Raw genomic sequence first — 19,295 nt, 5'->3', positions numbered from 1 at the left:
AGGTGGGGATCTTTTTTTTACACTTAATCAAGTGAACTAAAACTTGCGCAGCCGATAAAAGCCTTTATAATTCAAATTAGGATTATGTATTAATTCAGCAAAAAACGAATGTTCTACTGGTGCATTGTATCTAAATTCGGAATTCGATGATAAAAGGAGTTCATTATGGAGAAAAGAAGTTCAAATCAAACATTTCGATTAGTCATCATCGCAATTTTTTCAGCGATTATTCTCTTACAAAATATCTTGCCCTTTCTAGGCTATATTCCAATGGGTGCATTTAGTCTCACAATTATCCATATTACGGTCATTATTGTTGCGCTTGTTCTCGGTCCGGTGGAAGGTGCAATTATTGGTGGTGTTTGGGGAATGACGACGTTCATTCGTGCATTCACTTTTCCAAGCAGCCCAATTGCGCCTATAGTATTTACCAATCCTTTGATATCGGTATTACCACGTGTTCTTGTTGGTATTGTTGCCGGTTCTCTCTACCTAGCTTTGAATAAAACGAAAATATCGAGAACGGCAAGTATGTCCATTGCCGCACTTTTCGGATCATTAACGAATACCATTCTTGTCTTGGGATTAATCTTTTTATTCTATAGAACACCGTATGCTAATTTCTTGCAAATTGACGTGAGCAAACTGCTCCCTGCATTGTTAACCGTTGTATTAACTAATGGATTAGCTGAAGCGGCTTCTGCATGTTTTGTTACCCTATTCATTGCAACACCTTTGCTCAAAATAAAAAAGAAAATGGATCAATAATGTTAATGAATAAGATGTATGAAGAAATAATATTTGCCCCCTGGTCACACTGTGAATAAGATGTACTATTGAGCATCAGAAGACGGGTGGGGTGACGATGAACCGAGAAGAAGTTGCAGAAAATTTCGCCCTCTTATCCATTACGGTCGGGAAAGTAATGGCTGCTGCCGGACAGACACCGATACGTCAATTAGATCGAGAGACGCAAGATCAGCTTGTTTTTCTCGGGAGTCTCATCCAAGTGGCTGCAGGAACGTTAATTGCTGAATTTGTTTCTGATAATCCAACTACTCAATTCGGGATTGCATTAAACGTGATTGGCTATGGGTCATTTGTTATCCAGTTTATTCGAAATGAAGATGATCAACGAAGGTTACTTGCTCAAGGGATGTCTTCAAATCTAAAGGAAGTATTGGGGAATTTGCTGATATTAACGGATAAAGAACTGTCGAAGAAGAATTACGCACTTGTCGCAACTTTATTGCTTTGTTTAGGTAATTTTCTTCAAGCACAAGGAAAAAAGCGATTATTAGATTCAGCTGAAGATTTAACGTCTTTTGATCCGATTGTAACTGCCGGAACATGGGTAGAAGCTGGAGGAGCAGCTGTTTTTATGCTCGGTAGGCTTGTAGAAACGGTCGACTAATGAGAAAAAAGGGAAGGCACCTCACCAAGTACAGCTTTTCGGAGGAGGTGCCCTTCTTGATTCTTAATAATGATGAGGAAACGGAAAAATAAACGGTGGAATAAATAAGAAAAAGGGAAAGAAAAATCTGTTAAACCGTCTGAATCGACGACGCGGTCGTCCAGGTGCTGCAATAAATCGTTCATCTTCAGTGACGTCCTCAGGAATCATCATGACAACTCCTTGATCATTAACGTCTTCAATAATCCCTTCCATTTGTGATCCATCAGCCATTTGTGCGACTACATGATAATTCATATATTTTCGACAAAGGCTTTGGATTGACTCTTGATTGTTTGGGTTACCTGTATTCCTTTCTTCCATCTCATGTGGAACAAAAGGTTGCTGCATGTATAAATCAGCATAATTATCCATTTGCATCGCTCCTTTTCTCACATAGTGTATTCACCCAGATTAAACACGTGACAAGAGCTGAATAAAAGTCAAAAATAGTGGTATGTGTAAACTTTTTCTCAAAGGGAAGGGGTTAGGCAGGGTGGTGCGAAACCTTTGTGTGACTAACGAGCCAGGTGACACTGCAGATCCTACGCAAGGATGAGGAAGATCACGGATTGCCCGTGGTAAGCGCACACCGAAAGCCTCATTCCGAGCAAAGCTTGACAAAAGCTAAAAGGCGATTAAGAATATTGCATGTCACGCAATGTGGTATAATTAAAGATCTGAATTTGTTGGGTTATGACGTACAGAAGTAATTGTCGAGGATGGCGATGCATGATGAATAGAAAAATGAAAAGTGCTCAACTACTTAATCGAAATATCGATCTATTGAAATGTCCGATTTGTGCAGAATCATTTCAAGTCGTTGAGATGAAAAGTTTGATCTGTAAGCAAGGACACACGTTTGATCTAGCAAAACAGGGATACGTAAATTTCGCCACACGTCCAATACATACACATTATGGAAAATCATTATTTGAAGCGCGACAAAAGATTATTGTTACTCACAAATTTTTTGATCCTTTAGTACACCATCTAACAACAAGTATAGGCACACTTTCTGAGCCTTCAGATCATCACAGATCACTCTTGGATCTTGGATGCGGAGAAGGTTCGTTGCTTGCTGCGATCTGCAACAACTTATATAAGAATGATTCGTTAAGTGTTGTAGGTTGTGGAATAGACCTTGCCAAAGAGGGAATACAACTTGCCTCCAAACATTATCCGGATCAAATGTGGTTTGTCGGTGATCTTGCTCAACCAGTATTTGAAAATCATCAATTTGATTTTATTTTGAATATCCTTTCACCGTCAAATTATCAAGTGGTTAATCAACTCCTAAAGCCAGGCGGACATATTATTAAGGTTATTCCAGGTAGTCATTATTTACAGGAACTACGCTCGTTTTTCTATGGAGAAGAGAAAAATGTCTACTCAAATACTGATATTAAGGCTCTGTTTATGAAGCATTATCCAAAAACACGTTCAAAAAGGATTACTTATGACATTAAATTAAATCAAGAGGGAGTAAACGAAATTTTACAAATGACTCCACTTGCCTGGACGGCAACTCGGGATCAGTGTGAGCAATGGTTAGAAAAATCCTCAGCAAAAATAACTGCTGATTTTGAAATTCTGATTGGAGAAATGAACGGACATGATTCGTCAAAATTGCTCATAAACTAATGATCTAAAATTGAAGAATTTGATCAGATTTGAGTACTTATGATTGATTTTGAATGAAATGGTGTTACAATGATGGAGTGGAGGAATGATTATGTTGGCTGAAGAACGACAGCAAATGATCCTGAAAATCTTATCCGATACACGTGTTGTAAAGTTGCAGGAACTGGTTCAAATGTTATCTGCTTCTGAATCAACAGTTCGTCGAGATTTGCAAGAGCTTGAAGGTCGCCATCTTCTTCGACGTATTCACGGCGGTGCCTCATTGTTAAAGAAATTAAATGAGGAACCAGACATGGAATCAAAGACTTTAAGACATGTTCAGCAAAAGAAATTGGTTGCAAGATTTGCTTCTGAGAAAGTGAAAGATAATGATTGTATTTATCTGGACGCAGGAACCACTACTCTAGAAATGATTCCTTTTATTAAGGCAAAAAGTGTAACCGTTGTCACCAATGGACCTTCCCATGCAGAACATCTTGTAAGGAATGGAATTTTGTGTTACATGCTTGGTGGCTTGATGAAAGGTACGACAAAAGCTATTGTAGGGAACATAGCGTTACAGAATATTAATCTATTTCGATTTGATACTGCATTCATTGGCGCGAATGGTATTGATGCCTTAATGGGGTATACAACGCCGGATCCAGAAGAGGCTGCATTGAAACGACGCGCACATGAACTTGCTTCAACCACATATGTGTTAGCTGATAGCAGTAAGTTTGCAGAAATTTCATTTTGCAAAATGTTTGATCTAGGTGAGGCAACAATTATTACGGATGAATTACCCGAAAGATGCCAATCCTTAATTACAGATAAAGCAAACGTCTATATTGCAGATCATCCTTTGAATCCAATGGTATAACTCTTTTTATTGACTTGTCCGCCGTGTGCATCGGATGTTGGTAAAATTTGCGGTGATGAAAGCAATTAAAATTGAAATCTTTTCCTTTTATTTTATTAAAACCAACACAAATTTATTGTTCTGTTGAAAGTGGATTACAGAAAAGGAGTGTAGCACCAATGAAAATTACAGATTTAATGATTGAGCGCGCGATGGTTTTGGACATGCACGCGACTACCAAAGAAGGTGCAATTGATGAATTAATTGCTAGCCTTGAAAGTAACGGGAGAATTAATGATCCTAAATTATTTAAAGAAATGATTTTAAAACGTGAGGGACAATCGAGTACGGGTATTGGTGAAGGTATTGCGATGCCTCATGCGAAAACCAAGGCAGTTAATGAAGCAACGGTTGTGTTTGGACGTAGCAAAAAGGGTATTGATTACCAAGCATTGGATGGTCAACCATCCTACTTATTCTTTATGATTGCTGCCCCAGAAGGTGCCGCAGATGTGCACCTTCAGACCCTTGCTGCCTTGTCGCGTTTGCTCATTGATCATGATTTTGTTGAACAAGTAAAGAATGCAGAAACAGCAGCTGAAGTCGCAAAACTTTTTGATGACAAGCAAGCAGAACATGAAGCTGAAGAAGCAAAAGATGAAGCAAAGAGCGCATCGGAGGCGCCTGCCCAATCTGCTGATGATAAACTTGTCATTGCAGTTACCGCATGCCCTACAGGTATTGCACATACGTATATGGCTGAAGATGCACTGAAAAAGAAAGCGAAAGAAATGGGCGTCACGATCCGTGTTGAAACAAATGGTTCTGAAGGCGCAAAGCATGTACTTACAAAAGATGAAATTTCTCGAGCAGTCGGCGTCATCGTGGCTGCTGACAAAAAGGTAGAAATGGCGCGCTTTGATGGAAAGAAAGTGCTTCAAACGCCTGTAAGCGATGGGATTCGCAAGCCTGAAGAATTAATTAATAAGGCATTAAATGGACAAGCTCCGATTTATCACGCTGAAGGTGGCGCTATAGAAGAGGAAAGCAAAGGCGCAAAGACATCTGTTTGGGGAAAAATTTATAAAGACCTTATGAACGGTATCTCGCACATGCTTCCTTTCGTTGTTGGTGGCGGTATTCTTCTTGCAATATCATTCTTATTTGAACGACTTGGAAAAGACAACACCATTTTCCAAATGTTAAGTGCAATTGCCGGAGGAGACACGGGTGCATTTCACTTTCTAATAGCTGTTCTTGCCGGATTCATTGCGATGAGTATCGGTGATCGACCAGCGTTAATGCCTGGTATGGTTGGTGGATTCCTTGCTGCATCTTCTAGTGCTGGTTTTCTTGGCGGTTTAGCGGCAGGTTTCCTTGCAGGATGGGTGATTATCTTATTAAAGAATGTTTTCAAAGGATTGCCTCGAACTTTGGATGGCTTGAAACCAATTCTGCTTTATCCGGTGTTTGGTCTTTTGATTACTGGCGGTTTGATGTATTACATTCTGGATCCAATCTTTAAGTCAATTAATACAGGTTTAATTGGTGCGCTGAATCACCTTGGTACAGGAAATGCAGTTATTCTTGGTATTGTGCTTGGCGGAATGATGGCTGTCGATATGGGCGGTCCAGTAAATAAAGCTGCTTATACGTTCGCTATTGGTGTATTTACAAGTAGTGGTAACACGAACGGTTTGATGATGGCTGCTGTAATGGCCGGAGGTATGGTACCTCCACTGGCCATTGCACTTGCAACATCATTGTTTAAGAATAAATTCACGGAAGATGAACGTAAAGCAGGGATTACCAACTATGTTCTTGGATTGTCTTTCATCACTGAAGGTGCGATTCCTTTTGCAGCATCCGATCCACTACGCGTTATTGGTTCAAGTATCGTTGGTGCAGCAATCGCAGGTGGTTTGACTCAGCTATGGCATATTAATATCCCGGCTCCGCATGGTGGAATTTTCGTTGTCCTGCTGGGTAACCAACCTATTCTCTTCTTGCTTTCAATTGTCATTGGAACCGTAATATCCGGATTAATTCTTGGCTTTTGGAAGAAAGCAGTCACTGAAAAGTAATTAAATCACGGATCTTATTCCACAGTAGATAAAAGAAGTGTGTCTGAATGTTATCAGACACACTTTTTTATGTACATTAACATAATTATTTACAAGATGACAAATACTATATGAGATTGCCGCAATTATCTTGTATTTGGGTGTGAATCGCGTGATTTCTTTAAAGCGTTCGATCATCGGCACATTTTGTCTCGTGTTTGCTTTGTTTACCACTTTCTTTTTATTAATGAGTATTACTGGACCGCTGTTCATTGCGGGAGATTACTATGGAAAGTTAGCATCAGCGCCACTAGAACTCACTGCTTTACTGTTATTTTTCTCGTGTGTATATTTTCTCTTCTTGATTTCTATAGATAAACTCTTATCTTTCAGAACTGATCATGTATTCGAAAAATGGAATAGAACATTGATGTTCACTATTCTCATTCTTGAATGCGCAATTCTAGTCTTGTTTCATGGCATTCAGCCTCCGGAAATCGATGGTGGCCATGTATTTATGAAGACGCTTGAATTACTAAAGCACAAGAGTAACCTCGAAGACACATTATATTTTCAAGTCTACCCGAACAACATTCCGGTGACGATCATACGCTATTGGATCTATTATTTATTGCCGACAAGTGAAGTTAAATTTCTATTTGTTATTGACCATGTCGTATGCATGACGCTTCTTAATATCGGCATTTATTTTTCTTGGAAGCTTGTTCACGATCTTCTTGGGCCTAAGATGAGCGTCATGTTTCTTATCTTGACCCTGACCTGCCTTCCGATATTTTTCTATAGTTTGTATTTTTATTCGGATACTCTGATGATCATGATGCCACCGCTGCTTTGTTATCTTTGGCTTCGTGTTGAAAAGCGACGACGTTTTTTTGATTCTATACTCTTTTGCATGATGCTTGTTATCGGTTGTTTGATTCGACAGAATCTCATACTATTTTTACCAGCGCTCATCATCTTTCTGATTTTACGTGCTCAATGGAAAAGAATCCTCGTGTTGCTCACGTTGACGATAATAATGTTTCTGCTTGTACAGGTACCATTAAAAATCTATTCAGATCATCTGCACTTTGAGGCTAACCCACGGTATGAGATGCCCAATTTGCACTGGGTGATGTTGGGACTTTCAGAGCAAGGACGGTATCATCTCACGGACTTTAGACGAAGTTTAACGCCGATGACGCAACAGCAGAAAAAACAAGTGGAAGGGCAAGAGATAAAGTCACGCCTTATAGATCGGAATTTTAGTGAACTTATCATGTTATGGCTCACTAAAGCTTTTCGCGTCTATGCAGATGGTTCATTAGGTTACTACTGGTACACAGGCAATACATTGCAACATACGCTGGCCTATGATTATTTTTTTGGTGGTCAAAAGCAACTGACAGTATTCGTTATTCAGATTTCTCATAGTGTAAACCTATTTTGCTTGTTACTGTCAACCCTCCGATTTTTCCGTATAAAAAAATTGGATCTAAACCTTCTGATACAGATTATGTTATTTGGGAATTACTTGTTTTATATCTTTGTTTGGGAAGCGGAGCCTCGCTATGCATTGCTCTTTATGTTTCCAATGTTAATCGGAAATTGTTATGGTTTGAATGAGGCTAAGTATCTCATTGGCAAATGGGCAAATCGAAAGGGGAAGGATGTAATATATACGGGTACGCCAAGAATTGTCGCTCATCTGCTCTTTTGTACGCTGATTAGTGTTGCAGCGATGCGTATCATCCCTTTAACACAAATTCCAGATCTACACTATCGCTATGCGGTCAACCAAAATCAATCAAAAGGTTCTATACATGCGCGAATTGATAAGACACATAGAATCAGGCAAACCTTTTATGCGGATCGTTCGTTTGATCAAATCTCTCTAGGAAGGGTGCGAAGTGAAGGAAACGGGCACTATTTAGCAGCAATTTATGCATTAGACAATAAGAAGCTTGTTGAAAAAAAGTTATTTACAGAGCACGATCTAAAATTGGGCAAACTTTCTGATCTAGAATTACAGAAAGCATTGCCCGGTGGTAAGAACTATTATCTTGAGATCTCTCAAATATATCGGAACAAAAATGCTCGGCTATTTTTGGCGATTCATGGAAAAGGATTATTTGAACAAAGAGATTTATATGTTGGTGGTGCACTTTATCAGAATAAACAGGAACTAATCGGAAAAGATCTTCAGTTTCGTGTTTTTATGAAAGAAACTCGTGGCTATCTAAGTATGCCTGTGTTTATTTTTCTCTTTTCTTCAGCTTTTACGATGCTCATTGTGTTTGATGTAGCATTTAGAAAAGAAGAACTTGACCGGTTATCACTTCAGACAGACATCCCCTAAAGAGCGCAGAGTGCTCGCAAATTGGACAAGTTTGGCGGGGACCGGGGACCCTACTTGTTCTTACAGTACATATCAGACAGTTATAACGCTCTAGGAGTTGTGTAAAAAAAAGAGCTTAAGTCGATTAAGCTCTGCAAATTACTCGGTTATCCATTCGATAAAAATTGTCCGGATTCTTTCGCGTGTATTCGGTTCAGTTGCATCAACAAGAGCATCAAACCGATCAATGAAAGTATTGGTGCAGTAAGCGCAAGAAAATGTAACGGGAGGTAAGTGACGGATAGGCCACCAAAGAACGCACCGGATGCATTGCCAATATTCATTGCCGATTGATTCAGCGTGCTCGACAAGAGTGGTGCTCCTTCAGACAATACCATGCTTCGAAATTGAAGGATTGGAGACTGGGCAAATGCCAAGACGCCGAATAGGAAAACGGCCAGAACCATCAGAATCCCATTGGATTGAACAAAGAATAAGATCAAGAAGAAAATTTCCAAAGCAATTAAGAGGCCGATCAATGATTCGTTTAGACGCCAATCTGCGAGTTTACCTCCGATTAAGTTGCCAATGGTTACACCGATTCCGAATACGATAAGTGTGAAATCTACAGCGTGATCACCAAATCCGGTAATTTGTTGCAACACAGGAGTGATGTACGTGAAGAATGCAAAAACGCTGCCAAAACTGAATAATGAAATGAGCAATGTCACCCAAAGTTGACCGCTTTTTAACACAGCGAGTTCTGTTAAAAGCGTGGACTTCTGCTTATTTTTTTGTTTGGGTACAAGAAAGAATAGACCGAGTACGGCAATGATTCCAATAATACTGATAATGAAAAAGCTCGCTCGCCACCCAAGACGCTGGCCAATAAACGTACCAAAAGGAACGCCAACAATATTGGCTACGGTTAACCCGGAGAACATGAGCGCCATTGCAGATGCTTGTTTGTTTTTGGGCACAAGACTAGCTGCCATGATGGCACCAAGTCCGAAAAAAGATCCGTGCGCGAGCGCTGTAACGACTCGACTTAGCATTAATAATCCATAATTCGCCGAGAGTGCCGCAAAGAAGTTTCCAATGCTGAAGATCGCCATCAAGAGCATCAGTACATTCTTACGAGCCATTTTATAGGTCGCAACAACAATAATGGGACCGCCAATCGCAACACTTAATGCATATCCAGTGATTAGCTGGCCTGCAGCGGCAGTCGTGACATGAAGATCACCGGCGACATTGGGAAGTAAGCCCATAATCACAAATTCGGTCATACCGATTGCGAAGGCACCGATGACTAATGTCCAAAGTGAAAGTGGATAAGTTTTCATTGTGATCCTCCTTAATTATGTACAAAAAAAGCGTATCAAATGAATGCAGAATTGTGAAATGATCTGCTTAAATAAACGTTTTTATCAATATTATTTGGAGAAGGGCTATGTATGCGGTAAACTAACCTTATAGGGTTAAACATTACTCATGAATAGGTGATTGAATTGAAAATTGGATTAATTGGTTTAGGTAAAATGGGTTACAATCTTGCAATGAACATGTCAGAACACGGATTTGAAATCAAAGCTTTTGACTTATCGCAAGAGGCAGTAAAAAAGGCAGCAGAATCTAAGGGCATTGAAGGCTTTGCTTCGCTTGAATCGCTAGTAAAAGCATTGGGAACCCCGCGTGTATTTTGGTTAATGGTACCTGCAGGCGATCCGACAGAACAGACGCTTGCAACATTATTGCCCCTTCTTGATCAAGGAGACATAGTTCTGGACGGCGGAAATTCACGGTACACAGATTCTATACGCCGTTACGAGTTGTGTAAGGAGAAGGGCGTTTCCTTTATGGATGTCGGTACTTCCGGTGGGATGAGTGGTGCACGAAACGGTGCATGCGTGATGGTTGGCGGTGACGAACGTTCATTTAGTTATGTTGAACCTTTGTTTAAAGCGATTTCAGTTGAAGATGGTTATTTATACACAGGCAAAGCAGGAAGCGGTCACTTCTTGAAGATGGTGCATAACGGCGTGGAATACGGTATGATGCAGTCTCTTGCTGAAGGATTTGAAGTATTGCAGAAGAGTGACTTCGACTATGATAATCAGGCGGTAGCAAAGGTTTGGAATCACGGATCTGTAATCCGAAGCTGGCTCGTCGAATTGCTCGAGGATGCATTCTCAAAGGATGGTAATCTTGATCAAATTAGTGGGGTAATGGCTTCTTCCGGTGAAGGAAAGTGGACCTTAGAAACGGCACTTGATATGCAGGTGCCAACTCCTGTAATTGCATTGTCCTTGCTCATGCGTTACCGTTCTCTTGAGAGTGATACGTTTACAGGAAAAGTCGTTGCTGCCTTACGTAATGAATTTGGTGGCCATGCGGTCGTTAAAAAATAATACAACAGAAAGTGAGGTTCGGTCCTATGTAGATCGAACCTTTTTTATAGTTATTTATAATGAAAAAAGCTCATTCGGGGGAAACCCGAATGAGCTTTAAACTTAGAGAATGAAATTACAGAAAGCGGCGTACGACTGTCTTCATTGGCGGCATTTTTTCTAATTTGTGATTTTCCGCAATTGATTTCGCAGTAAATCGAGCATAGCCCTTTGCTTCATCCATTACGATTTTACCTGGTAGTGGAGCAGCATCGACGTCAACGACAACATCAAGGATAACCGGAACTTCTGAAGCCTTTGCCTTTTCAAGAGCAGGTTGCAGATCTTCGTATTTTTCAACACGATAGCCGACACCGCCACAAGCTTCAGCAAATTTGGCATAATCTATATCTCCAAAGTCTACAGCATATTTTAATTGTCCTGCAGATTGTTGTTCATATTTAATGAATGCAAGTTGTTTATTATTAAGAACAACAACGATGATTGGCATCTTATAAGTAACCGCTGTGACAAAGTCCTGCATAACCATCGCAAAAGCACCATCACCTGTGATTGCAATCGCTTGACGATCAGGGAATGCTTGCTTTGCAGCAATGGCACCCGGAAGGCCGCAACCCATTGTACCCAACCATGCAGATACAATGAAGTCTTGTTTCTCTGAAACTTTGAGATAACGTGTTGACCAAACGGTTGACGTACCTACATCGACGGAGTAAATCGTATCTTCTTCAGAAATCGATTCGATTCCAGCCATGAGTGCTTCCGGAGCAATTGGAGTCTTTTTATTGTCTTGATCTTCGGACATCCATTTCCACCACGTGCTCATCTTATTCTGGCAAGTCTTGAGGAAAGGACGATCCGCAACAGGAGTCGTGTGATCTGTCAAATAAGAAAGTGCTTCAGCTGCATCGCCAACCACACCAACGGTCACGGAATAGCGTTTGCCGATTTTGACTGGATCGATATCGATCTGAACACATTTTGCACCTTCTGGCAGGTAAGCAGCATAGGGATAATCCGTACCAATCATAATCAGTAAATCTGCACTCTTCATAGCTTCATAGGCCGGCTTTGTTCCAATTTTGCCGATGTTCCCAATGAAGTTCGGGTGATCGTCAGAGAGGGAACCCTTTCCAGGAAGTGTTACAGCTACTGGTGCAGAAATACGTTCAGCAAATGCTTTCAGTTCTTTTTTTGCACTTTTTGCACCAACGCCAGCCAAGATTACTGGGTTGTTTGCGCTATTGATCAAACGAACAGCATCGTCCAAATCACTCTGAACGAGACCCGGAGTTTTCTTTTCAAAAACTGTAGCTAATTGCGGAATGTTATCCGAAATTTCACCAAGAACAATGTCATCAGGAATTGACAGAACTGCTACACCACGTTTCTGGTAAGCAGTACGAATTGCTTGATTGACTACCGCTGGGAAACTTTCAGCACTGGTAATATCCTTGTTATAGACTGCAACATCCTTAAATAATTCAACTGTGTTCACTTCTTGAAAATAATCTGTACCTGTTAATCTTGCAGGAATGTGTCCAACAAGAACAAGCATTGGTACATGATCCATCTTTGCATCATACATACCATTCAATAAGTGAATCGCACCAGGTCCGCCGATTGCCAAACAAACGCCAATCTTGCCTGTAAGTTTTGAGTATGCTGCAGCAGCTAAGGAAGCAACTTCTTCGTGCCGTACCGTGTAAAACTTAATCTTGCTTTCTTCTTTTCTTAGAGCTTCGACCATTGTGTTGATCGAATCACCAGGGATACCATAAATATGATTAATACCCCAGTTTTCAAACAGTTGCACAACTGCTTCGCTTGCTTTAATTTTTCCCATAATCTGGGTTCCTCCTTCAGAATTAAGCGCTTGTCTTGAATCAGAAAAGTGATTTCTAATCAAGACTTCTATTTGTATATATGTGACAAAAAATTGAACCTTATGGGTCTATTTTATGACTAATTCCAAAAAAAGCAAATGGTTATGCTCTCAAGACGGACAAATTTATCCATATTTTTATCTTTTGTTTCTAAGAAACTGTTCTTATAATAGATAAGAGTTAACTGAAGGAGGCGGTATGATGAGCTTTGTTTCAATCATCGCAACGGATCATTGGATTTCTACGGTAAGTGATGGAAATCTTGTTGAGTTCTCGGAAAAAGGTACGTGGGCTATTCGTCCTGGCCAGAAACAAAATTATGTTCAAATATCTCAAAGACAATGCATTGTTTGTACAGGGAGTGCAGAACTATGGGAACGTATAAAGAAGATGTTTCCTTATACTCAAGAACGCTATGTATTAGAACAGGATTTGTTCGGTAAGTTGAAAGAGATCATCAGCTTGGTTCCTGCAGAGCGTCAAGATGTACTTGTAGCGATTTTGGATGCCCAAGAACAGGTGATCTGTCATATGATCTCGAATCAGACTGGTGCAGAATGGACCCAAATTCAGCCGACATCTCGTAGAATGGGCACGCTTTTTTTGGCGGGAAGAATGATTGATGAGCAAAAAATTCAACAAATAGCAGAAGAATTCAATCGTCTGCTTCAGGTGTTCGGGAAGAATGATCCGAGGCAAGTGATGCTTGCACAAAAAGAGTTGAACAAATACGTTACTGTACTCGATCCCACAGTAGGTCAGCGGGTCTTTCATTTGTTAATCAAAAAGGATTGAAGAACTAGAGAAATTCATCTGTACGGGTATATGAAATGATAAGTATAATCTTAGCTTGTTTTAATCATCTTGTTTCTTAAAAGCGCCCAGAGCGAAAAATTGAAAATAAGACAATCATCACCATAAAAAGGAAGAGTGTTACAGCAATGCCGAGTATTGGGACATGACTAAGAAGAGAACGGGTGCCGAAGGATTCGCCAATGATGATACTTGCGAGTATGATACTGAGCGCGAGCAACATGATGCTGAATGATATGCGATTCGCTGCACGATCAACTTTTGCGAGCAGAAATTCCAACTGAGGAAGTTTCATTTCGACGCGTGTTTTTCCATGATAGAGTCGTGTTAAAGTTTTTCTCAAGAGGGCGGGGATTTTAATACCATTATCAACGACATCATAGCCGCTCATAAGTATCCTCCTCGTAATCTCATTCGGATTTAGTCGTTTGAAGAATAGCCTTTGTCCATAAGGCTCTGCAAGTTCAAGAATACTAATATCGTGATCAATTTGGGTTATTAATCCTTCTAAAGTGATTAAAGCCTTTCCGAGTAACGTATAGTTTTTGGGAATACTGATTCGATGTTTTTTAGTAACCCCAAACACATCATGAATGACTCTTCCAATATGAACATCTTTGAAGGGTAACTGATAGTATTTTTCACGCAACAGATCAAGATCTGCTTTGAATTGTCGCTCATTCAAATCATCTGGTAGGATGGTCATTGATGAGATGGTGTGATAAAGCATCTCTGTATTTCCTTTCATCAACCCTATGATTAAGTCTCCGAAATCACGTTTCATTGCTTCATTTAAATAACCAACTTGACCAAAGTCAATATAACCAATTTTATTTTCTGGAAAGAAGAAGAGATTACCCGGATGTGGATCACCATGAAAAACACCACAGATAAGTGCTTGATCAAGGAATGAACGAACTAAACGCTCACAAATTATTTTATTGTCGATAGTTTCTACCTTGTCACGGATAAGCCGATCATATTTGTAACCATGAATATAAGTGAGCGTAAGTATTCTGTGTGTGGAAAAGTTGCGGTATACACCGGGGATGATCACATGTTCATTGTCTTTAAAGAAATCATGAAGTTTTTCGGTTGCACGTGCTTCAGCTCTATAATCCAATTCATTACGAATTGCCTGGGCAAACTCTTCGACAATAGCGCTGATTTGGTATGTACGCGCCCATTCGTATCTTTTTTCTACCAGTGATGCCAAATCCAAAAGAATTTCAATATCCTTTTCAATAATATTTTCAATGTTCGGTCGCCTAATTTTAACCGCGACTTCTTCTCCGCTTTTTAATAACGCACGGTGCGCTTCCGCAATGGATGCAGCTGCGATACACTTTTCATCAAAATCTGCAAAGAGCTCTTCAACGGGTGCTCCAAGCTCATTTAGAATGATCATTCTGATCGTTTGTGAATCAATAGGGGTCACATGATCTTGAAGGTCGCGCATCGCATCAGCAATTTGTTCGGGTAGGATATCTGTACGTAAACTAAGGAGTTGACCAAGTTTAATAAAAGTTGGTCCTAGTTCTTCAAACATCGAGCGAATACGTTCGCCTATCGAACTTTGTTCATTGCCATTTCCTGAAAAGTCCGAAATCAACTGTTTTGGTAAAGAAAGAAGATGAAAGAGGCCAACATCCCGTACAATATAACCAAAACCGTACTTTACAAGAATAGAGACTATTTCCTTATATCTTTTAATTTGGCGGATATGTTTTCCGATCATGGACATCACCTAACTAAGTTATTTATTCTTAGAATCCATAGTTCTGCCTTTTATCTTAATGTTCCCTTATGCACCAAATCCGATCACTATTCATTTCTAAGTCACGCGCTCGTCCCCATTGTGAAGCATACATTTGCTCCAACTTAACCGACTTGGTTTATCTTGTACACGATGAGTGTCGTGTAACCCTGTTTACATAATTGATTGTAGCAAAAAAGCCTGAGAGTACGTGAGCTTTTCTCAGGCTGAAAATATTTTTTTTAATTTATATAGTAATTCAAATTACTTTATCGAACGAAAAACACCGACTACTTTTCCTAGGATGACACAATTGTCAAGTAAAATGGGGTCCATCGACGAATTTTCAGGTTGAAGCCGAATATGATCTTCTTCTTTAAAAAAACGTTTAACGGTTGCTTCATCCTCATCAGTCATTGCGACGACGATTTCCCCATTTTCAGCTGTTCGTTGTTGACGAACAATCACCATATCACCATCAAGAATTCCAGCATTGATCATGCTTTCTCCAGATACATTGAGGATAAATGCTTCATCATCCTCAACCATTGAACTCGGGACCGGAAAGTATTCTTCAATATTCTCTACAGCACTGATTGGGAGGCCAGCCGTCACTTTACCGATAACTGGGATATTTACTGTCCGTTCCGTAAATATGTCTCCATCATGATCCAATACTTCAATTGCACGAGGTTTGGTTGGATCGCGGCGTATGAACCCTTTCTTTTCGAGTCGTGCAAGGTGACCATGAACAGTCGAGCTTGATGCGAGACCAACTGCTTCACAAATCTCGCGTACAGAAGGTGGATAGCCCTTGCTTGCAACCTCATGTTTTATAAAATCTAAAATAGATTGTTGTCGATTTGAGAGTTTCATGATGTTTCTCCTTTTCCTTATCCTGTAAATAGTATAGCATTCACAATAACTGGATGCAAACATTCGTTCGAGAGTATTGACACAAATGCATGTTCGCATTAGAATTAAGAAAACGAACAAATGTTCTTGAGAACAAACATTCCTTATGGGGGTAATTTGAAATGAATTCAAATGCAAGGAAAAGCACAAGAGGAATCTCTTTCATCATCTTATTTGTCATTATGTCTGTTGTTTTATTTTTTACTTTAACGAATACGGTGGCTGCCGATCAAAATAAATATAAAACGATTACGGTTAATTCAGGAGATTCATTATGGTCAATTGCTGAAAACTATCAAAAAGAAAATCAAAATTTATCAAAACAAGCCTTCGTCCATTGGGTTGAAAGTAAAAATGGGTTAATAAGCGCACACATTGTACCAAATCAAAAATTAATGATACCTGTTCAAAAGTAGGATTTAGCGAAGTGTCGAAGGATGTCTAAAGTTTATCGTTGGCAAAGATTTGTTTTTATGTTACACTGTTATATAACAAAGGGATGGAATTTATGATGTTTTGGTACAACAATCGCCCTTTATGTAGTATTGTTTTATAATTGCTAAGTTCCATTAATGTCAGTAATCATTAATGGCCATTTTCATCCTCCTTCAGAAGAAAGCATTTTCTTAAATAAGAACACGCTTTCTTTTTTTTGTTACTTTGTCCGGAATATGTTAAAAAAATGCTGATTTCATGAGGGACAAGGTTGACCTTAAATCCAGTGATAGTGTACACTGAACTATGGAACTTGAACATAAGGAGGAAGCAGACGCATGCTCTGGTTATACATAGTCGTGGGTGTGATTTGCCTAGCTGTCGGTTTAATTCTCGGCTTCTTGATCGCCCGTAAATATATGATGAATTACCTGAAGAAAAATCCACCGATTAATGAAAACATGTTGCGCGTAATGATGGCTCAAATGGGTCAACATCCATCGCAAAAGAAGATCAATCAGATGATGAAAGCTATTAACAATCAATCGAAATAAAATACCTTGCTACATCAATCAGATTTATCACCGACTTCTGTTGAAAGATGAACCAACAGAAATCGGTGATTTTTTTGCAATTTATTTTGAAAAGCGTCATGGATGAATACATTGACTACCGCATTGCTAAAGGGTTTACTCGGGTCTAAAAAGTGGTGGATCCTTGGGAAGAGCGAAAACTAAGATCAGATAAATGATGATTGCTACTGGAGATTTTGCAAATATAACAGATATAAAAAAAATTAAGCGTACGGCAAAAGAGGATATACCAAAGAACTCAGCAATGCCTCCACAAACACCAGAAAGAACACGATCGGTTCTCGATTTCTTTAATTTTGGACTATACATAGTTTCTCCTCTGTTGAAAAAATTTCGCTTAACTCTTTAGCAAATTATCAATGGTATCAAGTTCAATACGCGACCATTATCTCTTCCTAACCAATTTACCATAAGAATGAATTAGGCCATACCTTAATTTCAAAAAAATGACCAATGTTAGCGAAAGAGTAAGTACATGAGAGCGCACATTTTATTCTTTGAAGACAAAAAAGACTTACGTTAGAATAATGAAGCTAAAATAAGAAAAATGTTACAGGGAGGTAGCAATGAATCATAATTGAGCAAAATGTGAGTTTCAAGACATCACTAAGAGAAGAAGTTATGGGATCATAAGCTTTTCTAAATTTCTAGGCGCTTATTCAGAATTTAAAACGGGTGCTCAAGTAAGCTTAGTTATTGCAGATAAATTCAATAGGAATAAAGTTATGGAGGCAATCAAACATTTTCCTTCCTTTTATAGACTTTTTAAGAGAGATTGCTGAAGCAGGAATTGTTTTCTATCGCGTGAGCAGCCCAGAGAAAAAAGTCATTTATTTCGGCATTGGAAAAGAAGAAATTGAAGAGAAACTTAGACTACAGTAGTAAATGATTAAGAATGTAGAAGTGGTCGTCCTTTTTCTTATTTCTCAGAAGTGGATGCTACTACATAACATGTATCATGTATTACAAAAAGGGCTCCACAATCATTAGATTATGGAGCCCTTAAAAATAGTTAAATAAGTTATTTTTAGTTCAAAATCTTATCAATGCCTTTGATAAAGTCATCCATATCATCCGGTGTACGGCTTGTGACTAAGTTATTGTCGATAACTAATGGTTTATTTTCTAGTACTGCACCTGCATAGTACAAATCGGGCTGAATGGATTTATAGGCAGTCAATGTACGACCCTTTGTGAGCCCAGTCTGAATGAAAAATTGCGGACCATGGCAGATGGCGAATAAAGGTAAATCATACATTAAGAAGTACTTAACAAATTCAACAAAACGGTCATCAACTCTCAATTGATCCGGAGAGAAACCGCCAGGAAGCAATAATCCATCAAAATCTGTTGGTTTCACTTCATCAATACCAGCATCAATTGTGAATTTTGTTCCTCGTTCACCAGTTATGATGTTCCCTTTGTTGTATTCAATTAACGTTACTTTGTGGCCCATTTCTTCAATTGCCTTTTTTGGGGCAGCGAGTTCAACATCCTCAACATTATTAGTGACTAAGACAGCAATATTTTTGCTCATTGAAATAGCTCCTTTAATAAAAATTTACTACCTTTTAATGGTATACCTAGAATTTCATCTTGAAAATTACGCACTTTTTTGTGATCAGGTAACCAAAATGTTACTATATTTAGTAGTAAAGGTTAAAAGGGAGCCGGTTTTAGTGACTGATTACTTAAGAAAAGAAGTTAAAAATAAATTGATAAATGGCGATTACAGCTGTGCAAAGGAATTTACATTATCCATGTTTAGTGGCAAGTGGAAGATTGTTATTTTATATCACTTGGGTATTGACGGAATTTATCGTTTCGGAGAATTGAAACGATTATTGCCACAAGCATCTAATAAGATGCTCACGAAGCAGTTACGTGAAATGGAAGCGGATGGAATCATATCGAGAACAATCTATCCTGAGATACCCGTTCGGGTGGACTATTCAATTACAGATTTAGGTCAATCATTAATACCAATCATTGTTGCGATGTATGAATGGGGGGAAGAGCGACTAAAGAGCATGAAACAAGACGTAAAATTTAGTATTAATGAAGAAGCAATTAAGTAAAAGAAAAAGGATCATAAAAAGAATCGATTTTTACTAAATTGCCATCGCGTGAGAAGAGGATCTCATGCA

18 protein-coding genes are annotated in these 19,295 nt (G+C 39.2%); 11 read left to right on the top strand and 7 right to left on the bottom strand.

Annotated features, from left to right (window positions below):
• Positions 1-165 precede the first annotated feature (165 nt).
• Positions 166-768: an ECF transporter S component gene (locus NIE32_RS09180; protein WP_253076588.1), complete on the top strand. Its 603-nt coding sequence runs from the start codon at positions 166-168 to the stop codon at positions 766-768.
• Between the two features lie 97 nt (positions 769-865).
• Positions 866-1,414 carry a DUF6944 family repetitive protein gene (locus NIE32_RS09175; RefSeq protein WP_253076587.1) on the top strand — a complete coding sequence of 183 codons (549 nt, stop codon included), beginning with the start codon at positions 866-868 and terminating at the stop codon, positions 1,412-1,414.
• Between the two features lie 63 nt (positions 1,415-1,477).
• Here NIE32_RS09175 and NIE32_RS09170 read toward each other — a convergent pair whose 3' ends face one another.
• Positions 1,478-1,828, bottom strand: coding sequence for a hypothetical protein (locus NIE32_RS09170; RefSeq protein ID WP_253076586.1), 351 nt, complete (start codon positions 1,826-1,828; stop codon positions 1,478-1,480).
• Between the two features lie 357 nt (positions 1,829-2,185).
• Between NIE32_RS09170 and NIE32_RS09165 the strand changes: the two genes are divergently transcribed.
• The 4 genes from NIE32_RS09165 to NIE32_RS09150 all read left to right on the top strand — a co-directional run bounded on the left by NIE32_RS09165 (position 2,186) and on the right by NIE32_RS09150 (position 8,360).
• Positions 2,186-3,097, top strand: a complete 912-nt coding sequence (locus NIE32_RS09165; RefSeq protein WP_253076585.1) for a putative RNA methyltransferase — start codon at positions 2,186-2,188, stop codon at positions 3,095-3,097.
• Between the two features lie 91 nt (positions 3,098-3,188).
• Entirely contained in the window at positions 3,189-3,959 is a 771-nt protein-coding gene (locus NIE32_RS09160) for a DeoR/GlpR family DNA-binding transcription regulator (protein WP_253076584.1), read from the top strand.
• A 158-nt stretch (positions 3,960-4,117) separates the two neighbouring features.
• Entirely contained in the window at positions 4,118-6,022 is a 1,905-nt protein-coding gene (locus tag NIE32_RS09155) for a PTS fructose transporter subunit IIABC (RefSeq protein WP_253076583.1), read from the top strand.
• 151 nt (positions 6,023-6,173) lie between these two features.
• The gene (locus tag NIE32_RS09150; protein WP_253076582.1) at positions 6,174-8,360 is read left to right on the top strand and encodes a glycosyltransferase family 39 protein; all 2,187 of its coding nucleotides are present in this window, start codon (positions 6,174-6,176) and stop codon (positions 8,358-8,360) included.
• Positions 8,361-8,506: 146 nt separating this feature from the next.
• Here the strand turns inward: NIE32_RS09150 and NIE32_RS09145 are convergent, their stop codons facing one another.
• Complete coding sequence (locus NIE32_RS09145) at positions 8,507-9,685, bottom strand: MFS transporter (RefSeq protein ID WP_253076581.1); 1,179 nt, start codon at positions 9,683-9,685, stop codon at positions 8,507-8,509.
• A gap of 165 nt (positions 9,686-9,850) precedes the next feature.
• On the opposite strand from NIE32_RS09145, the gene gnd reads away from it, so the two are divergent.
• Positions 9,851-10,750 carry a phosphogluconate dehydrogenase (NAD(+)-dependent, decarboxylating) gene (gene gnd, locus NIE32_RS09140; protein WP_253076580.1) on the top strand — a complete coding sequence of 300 codons (900 nt, stop codon included), beginning with the start codon at positions 9,851-9,853 and terminating at the stop codon, positions 10,748-10,750.
• A gap of 115 nt (positions 10,751-10,865) precedes the next feature.
• On the opposite strand, the gene NIE32_RS09135 is transcribed toward gnd, so the two are convergent.
• Positions 10,866-12,596 (bottom strand): pyruvate oxidase, encoded by a 1,731-nt coding sequence (locus NIE32_RS09135; protein WP_253076579.1) that lies wholly within the window; start codon positions 12,594-12,596, stop codon positions 10,866-10,868.
• A 238-nt stretch (positions 12,597-12,834) separates the two neighbouring features.
• On the opposite strand from NIE32_RS09135, the gene NIE32_RS09130 reads away from it, so the two are divergent.
• Entirely contained in the window at positions 12,835-13,431 is a 597-nt protein-coding gene (locus tag NIE32_RS09130; protein WP_253076578.1) for a hypothetical protein, read from the top strand.
• Positions 13,432-13,507: 76 nt separating this feature from the next.
• On the opposite strand, the gene NIE32_RS09125 is transcribed toward NIE32_RS09130, so the two are convergent.
• Positions 13,508-15,187 (bottom strand): ABC1 kinase family protein, encoded by a 1,680-nt coding sequence (locus NIE32_RS09125; RefSeq protein ID WP_253076577.1) that lies wholly within the window; start codon positions 15,185-15,187, stop codon positions 13,508-13,510.
• 282 nt (positions 15,188-15,469) lie between these two features.
• Positions 15,470-16,084, bottom strand: a complete 615-nt coding sequence (gene lexA / locus NIE32_RS09120) for a transcriptional repressor LexA (protein WP_449325419.1) — start codon at positions 16,082-16,084, stop codon at positions 15,470-15,472.
• Positions 16,085-16,242: 158 nt separating this feature from the next.
• Here lexA and yneA point away from each other — a divergent pair, with 158 nt between their 5' ends.
• Both yneA and NIE32_RS09110 read left to right on the top strand, forming a co-directional pair.
• Entirely contained in the window at positions 16,243-16,536 is a 294-nt protein-coding gene (gene yneA / locus NIE32_RS09115; protein ID WP_253076575.1) for a cell division suppressor protein YneA, read from the top strand.
• A 357-nt stretch (positions 16,537-16,893) separates the two neighbouring features.
• A complete protein-coding gene (locus tag NIE32_RS09110; RefSeq protein WP_253076574.1) occupies positions 16,894-17,109 on the top strand; it encodes a YneF family protein in 216 nt (71 codons plus the stop codon).
• A 135-nt stretch (positions 17,110-17,244) separates the two neighbouring features.
• On the opposite strand, the gene NIE32_RS09105 is transcribed toward NIE32_RS09110, so the two are convergent.
• Entirely contained in the window at positions 17,245-17,457 is a 213-nt protein-coding gene (locus tag NIE32_RS09105) for a PspC domain-containing protein (protein WP_253076573.1), read from the bottom strand.
• A gap of 718 nt (positions 17,458-18,175) precedes the next feature.
• Positions 18,176-18,685, bottom strand: coding sequence for a type 1 glutamine amidotransferase domain-containing protein (locus NIE32_RS09100; RefSeq protein ID WP_253076572.1), 510 nt, complete (start codon positions 18,683-18,685; stop codon positions 18,176-18,178).
• A 142-nt stretch (positions 18,686-18,827) separates the two neighbouring features.
• Here NIE32_RS09100 and NIE32_RS09095 point away from each other — a divergent pair, with 142 nt between their 5' ends.
• Positions 18,828-19,226 (top strand): winged helix-turn-helix transcriptional regulator, encoded by a 399-nt coding sequence (locus tag NIE32_RS09095; protein ID WP_253076571.1) that lies wholly within the window; start codon positions 18,828-18,830, stop codon positions 19,224-19,226.
• Positions 19,227-19,295: the final 69 nt, after the last annotated feature.

Origin of the sequence: Sporolactobacillus kofuensis (assembly GCF_024125425.1) — a bacterium.
GTDB classification, from domain to species: domain Bacteria; phylum Bacillota; class Bacilli; order Bacillales; family Sporolactobacillaceae; genus Sporolactobacillus; species Sporolactobacillus kofuensis.
The sequence above is the reverse complement of the archived record's forward strand: the minus strand, read 5'-3'. Positions and strand labels throughout refer to the sequence as shown.